The sequence below is a fragment of the Neobacillus dielmonensis genome, assembly GCF_000612665.1.
Classification (GTDB): domain Bacteria; phylum Bacillota; class Bacilli; order Bacillales; family Cytobacillaceae; genus Neobacillus; species Neobacillus dielmonensis.
In genome coordinates, this window is sequence record NZ_HG942042.1 from 1 (window position 1) to 17,904 (window position 17,904).

The 17,904-nt window shown below is 38.0% G+C and carries 17 protein-coding genes and 1 riboswitch; of the genes, 8 read left to right on the plus strand and 9 right to left on the minus strand.

What is annotated here, in order from left to right; all coding sequences use genetic code 11:
* Window positions 1–909 precede the first annotated feature (909 nt).
* The 3 genes from BN2425_RS04705 to BN2425_RS04715 all read left to right on the plus strand — a co-directional run bounded on the left by BN2425_RS04705 (window position 910) and on the right by BN2425_RS04715 (window position 2,866).
* On the plus strand, window positions 910–1,707 hold the full coding sequence (locus tag BN2425_RS04705) for a GNAT family N-acetyltransferase (RefSeq protein WP_042455652.1): 798 nt from the start codon (window positions 910–912) through the stop codon (window positions 1,705–1,707).
* A 65-nt stretch (window positions 1,708–1,772) separates the two neighbouring features.
* A complete protein-coding gene (locus tag BN2425_RS04710) occupies window positions 1,773–1,976 on the plus strand; it encodes a DUF1657 domain-containing protein (protein WP_042455657.1) in 204 nt (67 codons plus the stop codon).
* Window positions 1,977–2,005: 29 nt separating this feature from the next.
* On the plus strand, window positions 2,006–2,866 hold the full coding sequence (locus BN2425_RS04715) for a DUF421 domain-containing protein (RefSeq protein WP_042455659.1): 861 nt from the start codon (window positions 2,006–2,008) through the stop codon (window positions 2,864–2,866).
* A gap of 68 nt (window positions 2,867–2,934) precedes the next feature.
* On the opposite strand, the gene BN2425_RS04720 is transcribed toward BN2425_RS04715, so the two are convergent.
* Both BN2425_RS04720 and BN2425_RS04725 read right to left on the minus strand, forming a co-directional pair.
* The gene (locus tag BN2425_RS04720; protein ID WP_042455662.1) at window positions 2,935–3,903 is read right to left on the minus strand and encodes a DMT family transporter; all 969 of its coding nucleotides are present in this window, start codon (window positions 3,901–3,903) and stop codon (window positions 2,935–2,937) included.
* Between the two features lie 96 nt (window positions 3,904–3,999).
* Complete coding sequence (locus BN2425_RS04725; protein WP_042455665.1) at window positions 4,000–5,226, minus strand: MFS transporter; 1,227 nt, start codon at window positions 5,224–5,226, stop codon at window positions 4,000–4,002.
* A gap of 258 nt (window positions 5,227–5,484) precedes the next feature.
* Here BN2425_RS04725 and BN2425_RS04730 point away from each other — a divergent pair, with 258 nt between their 5' ends.
* Window positions 5,485–6,099: a PH domain-containing protein gene (locus BN2425_RS04730; protein WP_042455668.1), complete on the plus strand. Its 615-nt coding sequence runs from the start codon at window positions 5,485–5,487 to the stop codon at window positions 6,097–6,099.
* Between the two features lie 70 nt (window positions 6,100–6,169).
* Here the strand turns inward: BN2425_RS04730 and BN2425_RS04735 are convergent, their stop codons facing one another.
* Complete coding sequence (locus BN2425_RS04735) at window positions 6,170–6,982, minus strand: YitT family protein (RefSeq protein WP_042455671.1); 813 nt, start codon at window positions 6,980–6,982, stop codon at window positions 6,170–6,172.
* A gap of 176 nt (window positions 6,983–7,158) precedes the next feature.
* Window positions 7,159–7,348: riboswitch (Lysine riboswitch) on the plus strand.
* A 99-nt stretch (window positions 7,349–7,447) separates the two neighbouring features.
* On the opposite strand from BN2425_RS04735, the gene BN2425_RS04740 reads away from it, so the two are divergent.
* Entirely contained in the window at window positions 7,448–8,941 is a 1,494-nt protein-coding gene (locus BN2425_RS04740) for an amino acid permease (protein ID WP_042455674.1), read from the plus strand.
* Between the two features lie 104 nt (window positions 8,942–9,045).
* On the opposite strand, the gene asnS is transcribed toward BN2425_RS04740, so the two are convergent.
* On the minus strand, window positions 9,046–10,437 hold the full coding sequence (gene asnS, locus BN2425_RS04745; protein ID WP_042455677.1) for an asparagine--tRNA ligase: 1,392 nt from the start codon (window positions 10,435–10,437) through the stop codon (window positions 9,046–9,048).
* Between the two features lie 307 nt (window positions 10,438–10,744).
* On the opposite strand from asnS, the gene BN2425_RS04750 reads away from it, so the two are divergent.
* A complete protein-coding gene (locus tag BN2425_RS04750; RefSeq protein ID WP_042455679.1) occupies window positions 10,745–10,975 on the plus strand; it encodes a hypothetical protein in 231 nt (76 codons plus the stop codon).
* Here BN2425_RS04750 and BN2425_RS04755 read toward each other — a convergent pair.
* Window positions 10,972–11,451 (minus strand): GNAT family N-acetyltransferase, encoded by a 480-nt coding sequence (locus BN2425_RS04755; protein ID WP_042455683.1) that lies wholly within the window; start codon window positions 11,449–11,451, stop codon window positions 10,972–10,974. The genes BN2425_RS04750 and BN2425_RS04755 overlap by 4 nt on opposite strands.
* An 87-nt stretch (window positions 11,452–11,538) precedes the next feature.
* On the opposite strand from BN2425_RS04755, the gene BN2425_RS04760 reads away from it, so the two are divergent.
* On the plus strand, window positions 11,539–11,679 hold the full coding sequence (locus BN2425_RS04760; protein WP_042455686.1) for a BA3454 family stress response protein: 141 nt from the start codon (window positions 11,539–11,541) through the stop codon (window positions 11,677–11,679).
* Window positions 11,680–11,724: 45 nt separating this feature from the next.
* On the opposite strand, the gene helD is transcribed toward BN2425_RS04760, so the two are convergent.
* Complete coding sequence (gene helD, locus BN2425_RS04765) at window positions 11,725–14,058, minus strand: RNA polymerase recycling motor HelD (RefSeq protein WP_042455689.1); 2,334 nt, start codon at window positions 14,056–14,058, stop codon at window positions 11,725–11,727.
* Between the two features lie 374 nt (window positions 14,059–14,432).
* On the opposite strand from helD, the gene BN2425_RS04770 reads away from it, so the two are divergent.
* Complete coding sequence (locus BN2425_RS04770) at window positions 14,433–14,966, plus strand: YceI family protein (RefSeq protein ID WP_042455691.1); 534 nt, start codon at window positions 14,433–14,435, stop codon at window positions 14,964–14,966.
* Between the two features lie 85 nt (window positions 14,967–15,051).
* On the opposite strand, the gene BN2425_RS04775 is transcribed toward BN2425_RS04770, so the two are convergent.
* The 3 genes from BN2425_RS04775 to BN2425_RS04785 form a co-directional block, all read right to left on the minus strand.
* Complete coding sequence (locus BN2425_RS04775; RefSeq protein WP_154663459.1) at window positions 15,052–16,557, minus strand: aminotransferase class V-fold PLP-dependent enzyme; 1,506 nt, start codon at window positions 16,555–16,557, stop codon at window positions 15,052–15,054.
* Between the two features lie 132 nt (window positions 16,558–16,689).
* Complete coding sequence (locus BN2425_RS04780) at window positions 16,690–17,037, minus strand: hypothetical protein (protein ID WP_042455696.1); 348 nt, start codon at window positions 17,035–17,037, stop codon at window positions 16,690–16,692.
* Window positions 17,038–17,155: 118 nt separating this feature from the next.
* Window positions 17,156–17,890 carry a polysaccharide deacetylase family protein gene (locus BN2425_RS04785; protein WP_052352777.1) on the minus strand — a complete coding sequence of 245 codons (735 nt, stop codon included), beginning with the start codon at window positions 17,888–17,890 and terminating at the stop codon, window positions 17,156–17,158.
* Between the last annotated feature and the right edge of the window lie 14 nt (window positions 17,891–17,904).

A 17,904-nucleotide genomic window follows, 5' to 3' on the forward strand; every position in this document is an offset into this window, starting at 1 on the left:
TAAAAAATTGTCCATGCAGGAGATGCTTACTTTTGCTGCCATGAATTTAAAAAAGATGGCGACATGGATTTGGGCTAATCCAAAAATGGAATAAAAATTGACCCCAAAGGGGTCGGTTGGAATAAAAATCTATGGTAAAAAGGGTCATAATTAGAAAAAGGCACCCCAATGGGGACATTCGGAAGGCCTTTTGTCTACAATCTGAAAGGAACTGTTCTTTAAACAGTTCCTTTTTTGCATTCACACCTTAGGAGACCCAACCATGACACCAGCCAATTAGTGTTCGTTTTTCATTTCCCTTTAGTAAATAACACTCCAAAAGGAAACTATGAACCATCAGCCGATGCGTGTTTGTTCCGTTGAAGGAATTAATTCACATTTTGATACGGAATTCAAATTCCTCAAAGAAACCTTTATCGGTTTGAGACCAATCAGACTCTTTATTCCAAAGATTTGGAAATATGTCTTACAACGTTATCGTTAGATAAAAGCTGCACCGATATCTACTGATATCTTCGCTAGTAATCCGCTCTTTTTACTGCCTTTTGGTAAGACCATCACTTGCCTTAGGCACCCTTTTTTATTGATTGCTATTTGATAAACTAGGAACCAACTATGAAGGAAAAAGATTAAGGTTACTGCTTTTTTCTTATGACTTCATTGCTTGACTCCAAATGCTCGGCTAGGAATACCCTTACATTTTCGTTCGCAAACGGAACGAACACATATGGTTGAGCCTCCTAAGATGTTAAGGCTTATCTTCTTTACACCTAAATTATAACACCGGATAATTTAAAATGGTCGAACGGTTGTTACAACATTGTGAACTTTCAAGTTATTTTTATAGAAATAACTTGAAAGTTCTAGCGAGTTTGATTAATCTATTATAACAATAAAGGGGTGGTATCCATGATTAGAAAACTAACGAAATCAGACAATACACAAGTGATGGACTTTTTAAGTAGTGAGCCATCAATGAACCTATTTATTATAGGAGATATAGAGGCATTTGGATATGAATCAGAATTTCAGGAGATTTGGGGTGAGTTCAATGCCCATAACCAGTTAAATGCAGTCTTATTAAGATATTTTAATTCGTTTATTCCTTATGCTAAAGGTGAATTTGATGTAGCTGGATTTGCTTGTATCATGATGAATCATGATCAGCAAATTGTCCTATCGGGCAAGTCAAACATTGTTGAGCAGTTTGATAGATTACTAGAGTCTAAACTTGGAAAGAAACAGGTTACGTACTTTGCCGAATGTCGTTCCACAGATCAATTAATCAGCAATTTTAATGGTAAAGGAGTAACGCCTATTCATCAGGCAGGTATAAACGATATTGACCGGATACTTGAACTTAGGAAAAGCATTGAAGAGTTCACCGTTCAAAAAAATGCCAGGGAAATGATGGTATCATCTATGGAAAGCCATACTGCTAAAACCTACTTTACAGAAGACAATGGTTCCGTCACAGCCTGTGTATCCACTGCTGCGGAAAATTCGATTTCGGCAATGATTGTCGGTGTTTGTACAAAACAGGAGTACCGACGCCAAGGCTTGGCTACTGCGATTATGATAAAGTTGTTTAAAGATGTATTAGATGAAGGTAAAATACTCTGTCTCTTCTATGATAATCCTGATGCCGGCAGAATTTATAAACGCCTTGGTTTTAAAGACATTGGACTATGGACCATGTATCGATAAACCATTTATTGAAATAATAAAAAGTATAGAACAATTGAAATCACTTGCCGAGAGGAAGTTACCTTGTGCCGGGATCTCCAAATACAACAATTAAACAATGCCTAGTAACATTAAAAGGGATCGAATCCCAGTTATCGTTATTTGCACTAAATTCTTTAGACCAAGAAGCACAAACCATCTTTCACGAATCAATGATGACCGTAGAAAAGATAAAAAAAGATTTACAAAACTATCTCTTGGATCAAGAGCTTAAAAGACCTAATAACTAAAAAAGTTAGCAAAACCCGAGGTGGGACAAATGCCAGGTTGGTTGTTTATAATTACTCGGTCGTTCATTTTTTTACTCCTGTTATTTTTAACTACAAAAATTCTAGGTAAGAAACAAATTTCAGAACTATCTTTTTTTGAATATGTTGCCGGGATTACTATTGGCAGTATCGCTGGTGAAGTGGTGACGGGTTTAGAAAGCAATGCTTATCACGGCGCCTTGGCAATTATTATATTCGGGTCTCTAACCTTTATGGCAGACTTTTTATCAATACGAAGCAAAAAATTCCGGGATTTTATTGAAGGAAAAGGGACGGTCATCATAAAGGATGGAAAAATCTTAGAAGAAAATCTAAAAAAAGAAAAGTATACAATCGATGAAGTTTCCTCGCTGCTTAGACAAAAAAATATTTTTCGAATTTCAGATGTAGAATATGCTGTTTTGGAACCAAGAGGGAATTTGAGTGCGATGCTTAAAAGAGAATATCAGCCCTTAACCCCTCGGGATTTACAAATGAAACTTTCTCATGAAGTAATACCTCAGACTGTTATAATGGACGGAAATATTATTAATGAGGCATTACGCTGTACCGGGAAGGGCCGCGGGTGGCTTTATATGGAATTGGATAGGTTAAATGTTACACTAGAAAATGTATTTCTTGGTGAAGTCAATTCCTATGGTGAATTAGCAGTTGACCTTTACGATGACCAAATACAGGTTCCAAAACAGCAGGAACGTCCACTATTGCTGGCAACACTAAAAAAAGCCCATGCAGACATGGAAATTTTTTCGCTGTCAACAGAGCAGGAGAGTTTCAAATCGATGTTTAAAGAAAATGCTGAAGTACTAAAAGTAACGATTGATAGACTAATCCCCTACCTAAATGGATGACTTAGTATAGGCTGGATGAAATAATATACCGACCAGCCTATAAAATTTACTATTTGTAATGGCAAACTTTACGCACTCACATTTCTTCCGCGTGGCATTTCCTTTTTGTGAGAAACATAGCTATGGAGAACCATTCCTCCCATAACTAAAACAATACCGCACCATGACAATACAGATGGAACAGCAGCCTGTAATACCGTTAATTCTCCAATCAAGGCAAATAGAACTTCCATTGATTGGGTGGCTTCAACGGCCGCTAACTTTTGCATGTCTCCTCTAACCAGATCAGTTGCTTGGAAAAATAACACGGTCGCAATGACCCCCGATGATAGGGCAACGATACCCGATTGAATGGTCTGGCTGACAGTTGGTACTCCTTCAGTAAAGAAACCATAAATGGATAAAATAATCCAAACAGGCAAACTGGCCAGTGTCATTCCTAGAACACGTTGAAAAACATCCAATCGTCCACCACAAACATCCATCATCTTTCGGTTTCCTAAAGGATAAGCAAACGATGCAATAATGACAGGAAAAACGCCTAAAAAGATTTCTGTATTTGAAAGATGTCCTGCTTGCTCTACCTGCATAAGCAAGATACCCACTAAAATAATCAGTGACATAGCTAATCCTTTGCCAGGTATCGTTCCTTTTATTTTTATCGGTCCACTAGCTGTTGGTTTGGTCTCATAAAACAATGGTGCCAACAAGGAACCTGAAATAATCGTAACTTGCCATGTGCTAGCGATCAGCCAACCTGGTGCATACGCAGCAGAGAAACAAAGGGGGGCATAAAATAAGCCAAAACCTACGAAGCTCCAAAGTAGCCACGCCACCGGCTTATTTTTCATTTCTCGCCATAACGGTTTAAGATTTTTTCGAGTTATGACAATTATGAACAAAAAAGGAATCATAAAAAAATACCGTAATGATGCGCTCCAAATCCAGCCTCCTCCCTCCTGTTCCATTGCTCTATTTAAAACAAAGGTGAAAGCAAAAAAGAAGGCCGCGCAGATGCCCAAAAAAAGTGGTTTCATTTCAATTGTCTCCTTCGCAGTAAAAGACTAAATGGGGCTGGACCACTTTAAAATGATTCCGCCCCCTTAGTAAAGAAATGTCTCATTTTCCGTAAATTAATCCAAAGCTCGTATTTGACTTTTATAAAGATATTTTCGGTTTTTTACCGCAATCAAAAAAGAACAGACAAACAGGATAGCTGCTAGCCTGAAGGTAGTCCGGACGCCAAACTCTTCCGTAATCCATCCCATTAATAGCGAAGAGAGCCCAAAACAAGCGTAAATAATTGTTCCTCGTGCAGAGTAAACCTTTGCCAGCAATTGTTCCCGTGCACTTCTTTGAATAATCGTTATTTCTGCTACATCCCTGGCCATTTGTGGAATACCAAACAAGAATGAGAGAAATAGAGCGAACCATGGAATAGATGTGTTTCCAAACAGGAAAGTAATAACAATGAGACTTAAGGTGGACAAAAGGATGGTTTTACCCAGATTTTTTTCTAAAATCGGAGAAAACCGATAAATTAGAATTCCGCCCACTAACATTCCGGTAAAAAAGGCTCCATTTATGAAACCCCACCAATTCTCTCCTTTGTTTAATGCCTTAGTAACATAGACAAACAAAATCGCCGCAATCCAAACCGCGTTTGCCAATGTTTCCAGTACATTCATGAAACTAATGGTCCTTAGTTGCTTCGAGTTCCAAATTATACTCCAGCCCTGCTTCAATGCCTCCATCCGCGGGATTTCATCTTGATCGGGTCTTTGCCCTTGTTGGGAGATAAGCGCCATGAATATAGTTGAAATGGAAAACAAACCTAAGGCCGCCCAAAGAACGTTTTCAGCCCCAACCATTACTAACAACATACTGCCTGCTGGCCAAGCTATTAACTGTACAATTTGGTCCGAGGAAGACAAAAGACTATTTGTCTTTACCAACTGGCTTTCCTCTACTAAACTTGGGACCAGCGCATTCCTTGAAGGTGTTGCCCAACCATCCAAAAATGAAATCATGCATAACAGCAAAAAGACCCACGAAAGTGAATGTGCATTTACCATTCCGGAAAAACTCGTTAATCCCAGAAAAAGGATGGTCTTTCCAGATTGTGAGAACACCAAGAGTGACTTCAACTTGTATTTATTAATCACTAATGGGGCCAACACTCCACTAATTAATCCAGAAAAAGTATTTAAAAAGGGAACTAGTGACATATAGGTAACTGAACCCGTGATATCGCTGACTAATTTAATTAAGGATACTACATATAAAATATCTCCTAAATTAGCAAACATTTGTCCAAACCAAAGAAACCGGAAGGAAGACTTTTTTCCGAATGTAGACATACATACCCCGTCCTTGTATTTAGTTTTTTTATGAGGATGGGCCTTATTTACATTGGACTGCCTCCCGATTCTCAGTTTGTTATGACTCCAGTATAGCAGAAATCTGAATCTTTTGTTAATATCCTTGTAGAGGGAATAATCCTTTGTTAGCAGTCATATAGTATTTTGGTTGTTAAACGTCTTACTCTTTGAATCTTTTAGTTAGTATTATACTTAGTAATGACTGGCTAAATTATTGAATGAAATGAGGTTGAGTGAATGTTTGGGAAAGTTGCAGCAGATATGTTAGGGTTAAGTGATGTTGGCTCAGTAATAAAACCTGCAGACTATGATAAAGTCGATGCTGATGATTATGTCATGCACGAAGACCAAGAGAAGATTTATTTTTTAATAAAATCAAAATCAGATGAATATTGTTTTACTAATAATGCCTTGATTCATCTGGATGGAACAAGCGCCACAAGTAAAAAACGGATGCTTTACCGCTATAGCTATGCAACCAATCCAATTACAGATGTTTATTTAGAGACTGCAGGAACTGTCGACTTAGATGTTGAAATTAAATTTAAAATCGGTTCAGTACCATTTTCCATTGATGTGCATAAGAAGCATATTGAGGAAGTTAAGGACTTATATAAAGCGCTTATCAAAATTTCAGAAATAGCCCATGAAAATGAGATTTCTTTGCAATATGCAAAACAAAGCCTCGATATTGCTTCCACTACACTTGGCCGGGTATCTAGTCAGGATGCTAATCTAGTAGTTCAATTCAAAATGCTGAACCAGGCCGCTTTCCAGTGGCTGGAGGAAAGTAAAAAACAATACCGGATAAAAGACTTTGGCTATATCTTTGAAAAATATATTAATAACTGATAAAGAATAGGAACAACTTTCTAGAACCAAAATCCCCCCAATCAATCTAATTGGGGGGATTTTGGTTCTTTTATGGTTTTCCGCGGTGAAACAGCCCCATCACTTCGATGGTCTGTGTAATATTCACAAATGCTTGAGGGTCTATCTCTGTAATTAAATTTTTCACATCATTCAATTCGTAACGCGATATTACAGTAAATAAAACATTGCGTTTATCATTTGAATAGCCTCCGACACCATCCAAAATGGTCAAACCTCTATACAGATTGTTTAACAAGTGCTGTCTCATTTCCTGACCTTTTTCCGTAATAATCATTAATGTTAGTTTCACATGGTCTGTGTAAATGGCATCTACCACTTTCCCGGTTACATATATAGAAACTAACGTATTAAGGGCAGAGTCCCAATCAAACAAAAAACCGCTTATCACAATGACAATGGCATTCATCGTTGAAAGTAAAAAACCAATGGGAAAGTCCCTTTTTCTTGAAATAATGACACCGATTATGTCGAATCCCCCAGTAGACCCTGAACAGCGAAAAACAATACCTACCCCCAGGCCTGTTAAGGCACCGCCAAAGATCGAGGATAGAATCGTACCATTTGCAATGCTATGAACCGGTACAATAAATAAACCCAAAGAAATAATGATAACGGAAAAAATCGAATTGGTAATAAATTTTCTTCCCAGCTGTTTATAGCCAATAATTAATAATGGCAAATTTAAGAGAAAATTCGCCAATCCCGTATTTATCGGGGTAATCATACCCAATATCATTGATATTCCACTAAGTCCGCTGCTTAATACCTGGTGAGGAATTAGGAAAAAGTTGAAGCCAACTACGACTATGAGGGAACCAAAGATTAAACCAAAAAGCTGCAAGGTCTTTTCCTCCTCTCGACAACTATAAAAAAATAATACAGATTCTCTCTTCGTATGTAAATGAAATTATTTTTTTACCATAATAAAAGAAGTGCTTAGTATTCTATCATTGACATTTAAGCATTATTATATATACTATATAAATATATCATTAATAAAAAATCCTCATCAAATACCGATGAGGTAGAGGTCGCGGTTTTTAATAGTAAAACGGACGAGATGCTGAGACATCCTTGACTCCGTTTGAAAGGAAAAACTGCCGAAGTGTGCATTGGTCTCTGATAATGCATGCTGGGGCTGTCTCCAAATAGGAACAGAACTGTCACACTTTGACCTCCCAGCAAAGTGTGTTGAGCTATCTTTCGGAAGGTATGATGCGGGTATGAACCTTGCCATCGAACTATTTCGTTGGCATTTTTTATTCCCAACTCCTTCCCAATAATAAGAAGAGGAGTTACGCCGATTATGAATTTGACCAAAAAAAATATATCACAGAATAAAAATGAGTTAAGAAGAAATTTGAAATCCCGTCATTTAACCATGATTTCACTCGGAGGTACGATTGGCACCGGACTTTTCCTCGCCAGCGGCGGCGCCATTCATACTGCGGGACCTGGCGGAGCGATATTATCTTATTTCGTAATTGGGATTATGGTTTACTTTTTAATGCAAAGCTTGGCAGAAATGGCAGCCTATATGCCGGTAGCCGGAAGCTTCAGTACGTATGCATCAAAGTTTGTTGACCCCGCTTTAGGATTTGCACTTGGATGGAACTATTGGTATAACTGGGCGATTACCATCGCGGCGGAACTTTCTGCTGTAACAATGATTATGAAATTCTGGTTTCCTAATTCGCCTTCCTTATTATGGAGCAGTATTTTTCTAATCATTATGTTTTTATTAAACTATTTATCAGTAAAGGGCTTTGGAGAAGCGGAATATTGGTTTTCACTTATTAAAGTGGTGACTGTTATACTGTTTATCATAGTGGGTGTCTTGATGATTTTCGGCATCATGGGCAGTCATCAGGCAATCGGCTTCAAAAATTTCACCATAAGTGATGCTCCATTCCACGGCGGCTTTATGGCAATGTTAGGGATTTTTATGGCTGCGGGATTTTCCTTTCAAGGGACAGAACTATTAGGGGTTGCTGCTGGCGAAACGGATGACCCGGAAAAATCAATTCCCAGAGCAGTAAAATCCGTATTTTGGCGGATTCTGTTATTTTATATTTTGGCTATTTTAGTGATTGGGCTGTTGATTCCATATACAAATGGAGACCTATCGAACAGCGATGTTTCGGTCAGTCCGTTTACATTAGTCTTCCAAAGGGCTGGAATTGCTTTTGCAGCATCTGTTATGAATGCCGTTATTTTAACAGCAGTGCTCTCTGCAGGCAATTCAGGTATGTATGCATCTACCCGCATGCTTTGGGATTTGGCACGTCAAGGAAAAGCGCCAAAATTCCTTGGAAAACTGAATAAGCGCGGTGTACCAGTGAATGCTTTAATCGCCACTTCCTTAGTGGGTACACTCGCATTCCTTGCCTCCTTTTTTGGAGATGGTGCTGTTTACGTTTGGCTGTTGAATGCTTCTGGCATGTCAGGCTTCATTGCCTGGCTGGGCATCGCAATCTGCCATTTCCGTTTCCGTCGTGCTTATGTTGCACAAGGCAGAGATTTAAATTTGCTCCCTTTTAAATCCAAGTTATATCCATTCGGTCCAATTTTCGCGTTTGTTGTTTGTGGGATTGTCGTTCTGGGACAAAACTACTCAGCGTTTATTGGCAACCAAGTTGATTGGAATGGTGTATTAGTTTCCTACATTGGGATACCATTATTCCTGATTTTATGGTTAGGATATAAATTTGCCAAGAAGACAAAACTGATTCCTTTACAACAGTGTGATTTAAATGCACAACCTAAGGAAATGCAAGAAGCAGAAGAATATAGCGCATAATCAAAAGGCTCCTAACCCTAATTAAGGAGCCTTTTTTGTACCCAATTGTCACCAAAAATGAACAATAAAAAACAGACTCTTAACTGAGTCTGTTCAATATTTCATTAGAACTCCGCATTTCCAGGAGTCCGTGGAAATGGGATGACATCACGGATATTACCCATTCCTGTCAAGTACATAATGAGGCGTTCAAAACCGAGACCATATCCAGCGTGCTTTGTACCGCCATATTTCCTTAATTCTAAGTACCACCAATAATCCTCTTCATTCATCCCGAGCTCTTTAATTTTGTTGGCAAGGACATCCTCACGCTCTTCGCGCTGACTGCCCCCCACAAGTTCACCAATTCCTGGTACCAGCAAATCTGTTGCTGCAACCGTTTTGCCATCCTCATTTAACCGCATATAAAATGCCTTAATTTCTTTTGGATAGTCAGTTACAAACACAGGTTTCTTAAATATCTTTTCACACAAATACCGTTCATGTTCAGTTTGTAGGTCTGTACCCCATTCTACCGGATACTCGAACTTTTCACCAGATTGTTTTAACAACTCAATGGCTTCCGTGTAGGTTACACGGCCAAACTCCGCAGTAAAGGCATTGTTAAGACGTTCGAGTAATCCTTTTTCCACAAAGCTATTAAAGAATGCCATTTCTTCCGGTGCTTGCTCAAGGACGTATCCAATTACATATTTCACCATATCTTCAGCAATATCCATAATATCTGGCAGTTCAGCAAAAGCAACTTCCGGTTCAATCATCCAAAATTCAGCAGCGTGCCGGGCTGTATTGGAATTTTCCGCTCTAAATGTTGGACCAAATGTATACACATTGCGGAACGCCAATGCAAAGGCTTCAGCAGAGAGTTGGCCGCTTACAGTTAAATTGCTTGCTTTACCGAAAAAGTCTTTGGAGGCATCCGTTTTGCCTTCCTCGTCTTTAGGGAGATGATCCATATCCAAGGTGGTTACTCTAAACATTTCTCCCGCACCCTCTGTATCACTACCTGTGATAATTGGTGAGTGTACATAAACAAATCCTTGTTCTTGGAAAAACTTATGTATTGCATATGCTGCTAACGATCTTACACGAAAAACAGCTGCAAACGTATTAGTTCTTGGACGAAGATGGGCAACGGTCCGCAAGTATTCAAACGTATGACGTTTCTTTTGCAATGGATAGTCAACATTTGAAGTGCCTTCAATCGAAATCGCTGTTGCTTTAATTTCAAAAGGCTGTTTAGCTTGAGGTGTATGGATAAAATCTCCTTCTACCTTAATGGAAGAACTGATTGGCAGCTTCGCAATTTCTTTAAAATTTTCCATTTGCTCGTCAAACACAATCTGGACATTTTTAAAAAAGCTTCCATCATTTAATTCAATAAAACCAAAAGTCTTCGAATCACGTATGGTGCGGATCCAGCCTGAAACTTGTACTTTTTGGCCGATAAAACTTTCAGTATTTCTGTACAATTCTTTAACTAAAGATTGTTTCATGATTTCCCTCCTAAAACATACGGTTGAAAAGTTTCCTGGCATCTCCCTATTAGCCTGCCGTAAAATAAAAAACCTCCCATCCCCTTGGGAAGAAAGGCAATGCTTGTTTACCGCATGATTTATCCCTTCCATATTATATATAAATCGCCGCTAATAAGCAATAATCAACAAATTGCCTGCTAATTAAAGATAGAAGCTCTCTTTTCGTCTTTATTTTTAAAACTTTCCAGAATTATGGCAGGTGAATATATAATTAGGTCGAATTAATAACTATTGCTTCGATTCTTGTTCATTAAGGGGTGTTGATGTGGATAAAATTACTTGTATCGCCTATCTTCTTTACAACTCTTCCAGGGATCAAAACATCAAGAATAAAGCCATCCAATTATTGAATGGCGATGTTTCAATTCGAGATTTAAAAAGGGAACCATCATTGCAGACCCATATAGCATTTACAGAGTCCTTTCTGAAAAAAAATAAAATTGATAAAAATCAAGTACAGCAGTTTGCCGAAGAGTTTCTCGTGTTAGAGGTTTAATGCCGCTCATCCTTAATTTGCTTTTGATAACATAAAATTTCAATTTCATTTTTTATCATGGTTGTGTTATAATAGATGAATCCTAATTTTTCCCAAAACTGTTTAGCTTTTAGATTTTCTTTTATCACACCAATTCGAACCGTGTTAAAACCTCGTTTTATCATCTCATTTTCAAACAGAGCATATGCTTGCTCTCCAAAACCGAATCCTTGATAGTCAGCATGAATCATAAGCACGCCTAGCCACGGAAATTGATCATTTGGGTTTTCTTCCAAATAATCCAAAACTCCAATATAAGTATCATCTAGTTTTATAAACTTGCTCTGGGAAAATGAGTTTAGAAACTCACTTTCCATATCTGTAAAGCTTCTTGTAGAATGGCCATTTTCCATAATATTGTACGCTTGATTGGTATTGATAATTTCAAGCGCTATATACAGTGTGTCTTTCTTTATTTCTTCAAAATACATGGGCATCTCGTGACAACAACTCCTCATTTTTATTCATTATACCAACTTAAACATGAAAAATATTATAATTTTTTAAGAAGGGTGATAGATTATATGGTACAAGTAGAAGTCATGATTCAATTCGAAGGGAAAATATACCTAACTAATGTGATCGCAGACAACAGTACTCCTGATGAAGAAATTCAGCGTATGGCGTATGAACAAGTTCAAAAGCAATGGAAAAAGCTTAAATAAATTAAAAAGCTGTATGGATTTTTGAAATCCATACAGCTTTTTATGTTAATGATTGTCTATGAACAAATAGGTATCTTTTGAAGCATGTTCCATAAGCGGATTAATGCCAGCTGTGGTCAGCAAATGGAGTTCGTGCATGGCTCTTGTGCATACTGTATAGAACAATTTCCGCTCTCGTTCACTTTGATATTGTGAAATATCATAAAGAATAACGGCATCAAATTCAATCCCCTTTGCCAGGTATGATGGGATCACGAGAACACCTTTTTCATAAGAAAGGGTTCCCTTTTCAATTAAATGTACATCTACATCTTGCTTTATTGCTCCAAATACCTTTAAACTCTCATCAGCTGTTCTGCATATAACTGCGATGGTTCTATGACCCTCCTGCTTTAGTTCCTTCACCTTGGTTACAACTAATTCATTTAAGCTTTCCTTGTTGACCATCGTCACTGCTGGCTTCTTCCCAAAGCGGTTAAACGGCTTAATAGCTTCTCCTCCTTCAATCAATCCTTTTGTAAATTCAACTATTTCCTTTGTTGAACGATAGGTTTTCATTAAAACAAAAGTTTCCACTTCATCTTCTTTTAAGGATAGGTCAGTTAAAACCGTCTCAGCTCCAGTTGCACCTGAAAAGATAGCTTGATTAAAGTCTCCTAATAAAGTCATTCTGCTATATGGGAATAACCTTTGAATAAAGGCAAATTGAAAAGGAGTATAGTCCTGCGCTTCATCAACAAAAATATGGCGAATTCCAGTGTTCGTTCTCCGTCCCTCAAGCAAATCCTCCAAATAGACCAATGGTGTAGCATCCTCATATGGAATATAGAATATTTCCAACTTATCAATGGTTTGACTGCAAATTTCCTTCCAATCTTCCGGTAGGGAGTTTGCAGTTATATGACTTTGATTAAATAATTGTAGGTATATTTGCTGCAGATCCAGGAACTTTAATTGTTTTACCGCCTTAAACAGCGGTTTAAATTTTTCCTTTACCACCATTTCAGCAAGCAGCCTTTGTTCCCGGTCAAAATCATCAAATGAACTCTCAGTAAATTGATTTTGGGATTGAAGTTGTTTATAAACCTCTAGATAGTCTTCCTTTTCTAGAAACTGAATTTCCTCCTCCACCCATTCGCGTGAAAGCTCCCGCTTCATCCAGCGTCTCAATTCTTTTTTCAACCAATCCTGCACCTGCTGCAGCCGATTAGGAATAGAAATACTTCGGTCCAAAGAATAAAAGAAATCTCTAATTTCCTTTTTAGCTATTAACAAATCACCTCGAAAGGTTAAATCTTTAAAGATGAGCCCTCCTTCAGAAAGTGCTATTACATAGTCATCAATGATGTTTTTAAAATCTAGACTCGCTTTATAGCGAATCCCATTTACTCTTGTTTGATATCCTTCCTGAGCCTCAGCGTTTAATAAATATTCGATTTGCATGAAAGGATCTTCCACGTCATATTCCCTACCAAGACGCATATTTAGATATTCCTGGAATGTGGATTGCTGCATATTCTCCTCACCCAATTCAGGAAGCACAGTAGCAACATAGCTATTGAACAAAGGATTTGGTGAGAACAACATGATATTTTCTGATTTTATGGTTCCCCGATAACGATATAATAAGTAGGCAACCCGCTGTAGGGCAGCTGAAGTCTTACCGCTTCCAGCGACCCCTTGTACAATTAATACTTTACTACTTACATTACGGATAATAGCATTTTGTTCACGTTGGATCGTAGCCACAATGCTTTTCATTTGGGTGCTGGCATTATTTCCGAGTACTTCTTGAAGCATTTCATCCACAATCGTTACACCCGTATCAAACATACTCTTTATATCTGCATCGCGAATAATAAATTGCCGCTTTAATTCCATTTCTCCTTCAATCAGTCCCTCAGGTGTTTGATAACTAGCGAGACCTGGCGAGAAATCGTAATATATGCTCGAGATTGGCGCACGCCAGTCATAGATTAAAAAATCTTGTTCTTGTTCATCCATCAAAGAAGAGATGCCAAGATATATTTGATCTGGAGACTTTTCCCCTGCCTCCAAAAAATCGATCCGTCCAAAATACGGAGAGTATTTTAACCTTTCAAGGGTATTGAGTTGCTTATCCAACTGATTATGTGTCCGTTCTCGCTCAGATAACAGTTCAGACTGCTGTTTTATGCTGGCTGCAGTTTCAATTACATCATCTGGTTCATCTAAATTAACCGTTACATCCTGCCAAAAGGTTTTGCGAATCTCGAGGACATCTGAACTTACCTTACTGGTATTCCGTTTAAGTTTTTTGATTTTTTTATCTACTTCTTTAACAACCATTTCAACCCGTTCTTGTTCCTGCTGCCAGTCTTTGTTTTGTATGTCACTCATCTAACCACTCCTCGAAAAGTTTTAACAAAATGTTTGACAAATAGAATGAAAATGTGGTAATGTTATAATAGGGTTTTTATACAGCAAATAAATATGCGAGTGTAATACCAAAAGTCATTTTATCATTTTCAATTAAATATTTCAACAATTTAATTTAAAACTGTACTTAAAAACGCCAAATGGCGTTTTTTTTATTGGAGGTAATTTTTCTCCTTGACAGTAACAAGACGTACAATTTATAGTATTTGAAATCTCTTTAGAAAAATGAATAAAAAACGATTGACAATCAACATGTATCCCCTCTATAATTTATCTTGAATTAAATTATTTCAAATTCAAGATAAAAGATTTCAAAACAAAGGGAGAGATTATTCATGGCAAAAACTAAATGGGCATTAGACCCTGCGCACAGCAGTGTAGATTTTTCAGTTCGTCACATGATGATTGCAAATGTAAAAGGAACATTTAACAGCTTTAACGCAGTAATTGAAGCCGACCCAGCTGATTTAACAACTGCTTCCATCGAATTTACGGTTGAAACTTCAAGTGTTGACACCCGTAACGCTGATCGTGACGGGCATCTCGTTTCAGCAGATTTCTTTGATGTTGAAAATCACCCAACTATGACCTTCAAAGCAACAAATATTGAAAAAACAGACGAAGGTGAATATAAAGTAACCGGTGATTTAACTCTTCGCGGGGTGACTAAACAAGAAACATTCGAAGTTACCTTTGAAGGTCAAGGAAAAGACCCTTGGGGCAATGAAAAAGCTGGTTTTAGCGCTACTGGTTCATTAAACCGTTCCGACTATGGCTTAGTTTGGAACACAGCACTTGAAACTGGCGGAGTGCTGGTTGGAGACAAAGTAAAAATTAATCTTCAAATACAAGCAGCAAAAGCTGAATAGTTCAAAAAGAGGCTAACAATGTTAGCCTCTTTTTTAGAGGGATCCTTGGTTGTTGAAAGCGTTTCTGCCCCTTTTTATATTCAGATTAACTCTCTAGCCTAAAGTATGGCGTCATGTCTTCCCGTTTAAATTTAATAAAATAATAGTCATTATTAGAAGGGTCATATCGATAGTCTTTTTTCCAATGATCGATATTATCAATTATTTCCCGTAGTGCATGAACAAACAATAGCAGCTCCTCATCCGTCATAATTGGATGAAGTGAAAAACGAACCCAGCCTGGTTTTGCTGACATATCACCTTGATTAATCTTTTCTGTAATTTGTTTGGATGTTTTCTTGTCTATATTTAATAAGTAGTGTCCATACGTACCAGCACATGAACAGCCCCCCCTAACTTGTATCCCGTATCTGTCATTAAGGAGACGGACAATCAAATTGTAGTGGATATCCTCAATATAAAAGGAGATAATACCCAAGCGGTCTTTTATATACCCTTCCAAAATATGGAGATTTGGGAGCTTCTCCAGCTCGGCCATTACCAAAGCTGTCTGCTGCTTTTCCCGTTTCAAAAGATTGTCGATTCCCATTGACTCTTTTAAATTGAGACAGAAAGCTGTACGGATGGCTTGTAGAATCCCCGGCGTCCCCCCGTCCTCCCGAATCTCAATATCCTTATGGTATTGGTGTTCTGCCCAGGGATTTGTCCAAACCACAGTTCCGCCCCCCGGATGGTCCGGAACCTTGTTTGCGTAAATCCTAGAGTCAAACACCATTACCCCGCTCGTACCGGGTCCGCCCAAAAATTTATGGGGTGAAAAAAATATAGCATCCAATTTTTCAAGTGGATCTTTTGGATGCATATTTATTTTCACATAGGGTGCCGATGCCGCGAAATCCACTAGGCAAATACCACCGTTCTCATGCATAACTTTTGCCAGCTGGTGATAGGGTGTCTGTATCCCGGTCACATTAGAACAAGCCGTAAACGCCCCAATTTTCAATGGCCTATCTTGGTACGATTTCAGGCATTCTTTCAGATGGCCAATATTTACAAGACCAGAGGAATCCGGGTTAATTTTTACCACATCCCCTATGGTTTCCAGCCAAGAAGTCTGGTTCGAATGATGCTCCATATGGGTGATAAAAACAACGGGGCGATCTTTTTCCTGAATCCGAAGCCGGCCTTTCCAGCTTTCATGAACTCTAAGACCTAGCATTCGCTGAAACTTATTGATCACAGAAGTCATCCCAAAGCCATCCAGAATGACAACATCATTTGCATCCGCATTGACATGGTCCTTTATCATTTGTTTGGCTTGATGGTAAAGTCCTGTCATCATTAAACTAGTTATATTGGATTCTGTATGGGTATTGGCCATATACGGTCCAATAACCTCTGTGATTTTTTGTTCAATTGGACGGTACAATCTGCCGCTGGCAGTCCAGTCAGCATAAATAATCTCTTTGGTTCCATAAGGCGACTCAAACTTCTGGGCAATCCCAATTACATGGGGGCGAAAGGCTTTAAAATATGCTTCAAGATTTTCCGGGACTCGGAAAGATTTCGTTCCAATCTTTGCGTTAATCACAATCCCACCCCTTTATATAAGTCTTGTTATTACTATATGCATCAGCTTATATCATGTAGATAAATCAAAAAGAGCAAGTGGTCGAGAAGAATAAGCAAAAACCCGCCATCTGGCGGGTCATTCACACTTTAATTAATATGTTGTTACCTTAACCGATTCTTTGCGGTTTACTTCATCAATTTTCTGGACAAACATTTGAAACACTCTCTTTTTTTCCTCTAGGTCTCGTATGTATTCTTTTAGTTGGTTATAATTTTCCTCAAAAGGTTTATGATACATTTCTCGAATCTTTTCAATAATTTCTTCATTCACTGTCGATTGTATCACTTGTTTGGTTATGCCATATTTATACGAATATACCTTTAATTCCTGTGCTACTTCTTCGTATTCTTTTTCAATTTCATCAAGCACCTTGTGTATATCCTCTTTCCATTCCTCTAATGACTTTTGCACATAAGATTTCACCATTGTCTCTTCCATCTTTACACCGCCGTATTTAAATTTGCTCTTTTGTTTATTTTAGCAAAATTAGATTACACGGAAGTTTCGGACAGGTTACATTGGATTTTCATATCTTCTTTTCTTACTACTGCTCCCGTTATTTAGTTTGGACGATTTCTTTAAATTGATCTAGGGTTGTTGAGTATTTAATATACGTTCTTGGCAGCTGTAGATACTCATCTTTCAAACCGCTCTTAATATAAGGGCCTGGTGTAGTCGTCAAGCCGTATAAATAATATTTCTGAGTATGATGGATGATTTGATTATTATAGCTGCCAAATGGATATGCAAGAGCAATTACCGGCTTACCAGTGATTTGTTCAATTTTCAGTTTTGATCGCTTCAGTTCATCGTCTAGATTTGCAGCTTTGGTTAAATCCGGATGTGTAGCTGTATGAGATTGAATCGAAAACATCCCTGAGTTTGCGAGCATTTTCAAATCCCTGACTGATAATCGATTGTTCCGTCCAATGAAATCAGAGATGACAAATATCGTTGCAGCGGGTAGAAACTGGTCATTTTTAAGCTTATGGAAGATCTGATGAACATTAAGATTATTTTTATATCCATCATCAAAGGTGACAAAAATTGGTTTGCTTACGTTTTCTGTTTCTTGCCAGCTTTCAAAGGTCAGCATCGTATACCCGTTTTCCCGTAGATAACGCATTTGCATTTCAAAATTTTCCGGAGTTACGTACAATTCTTTCTGACCATGTCCAGTAAATTCCGCAATCGAGTGATAGACAAGAATAGGTACTTTTTCTGAAGCATTGGCAGTAGTCGAAATTCCTAATAAAAGCCATGTTACAAAAACTATAATCAACTGTTTCATAAAACCCCGCCTTC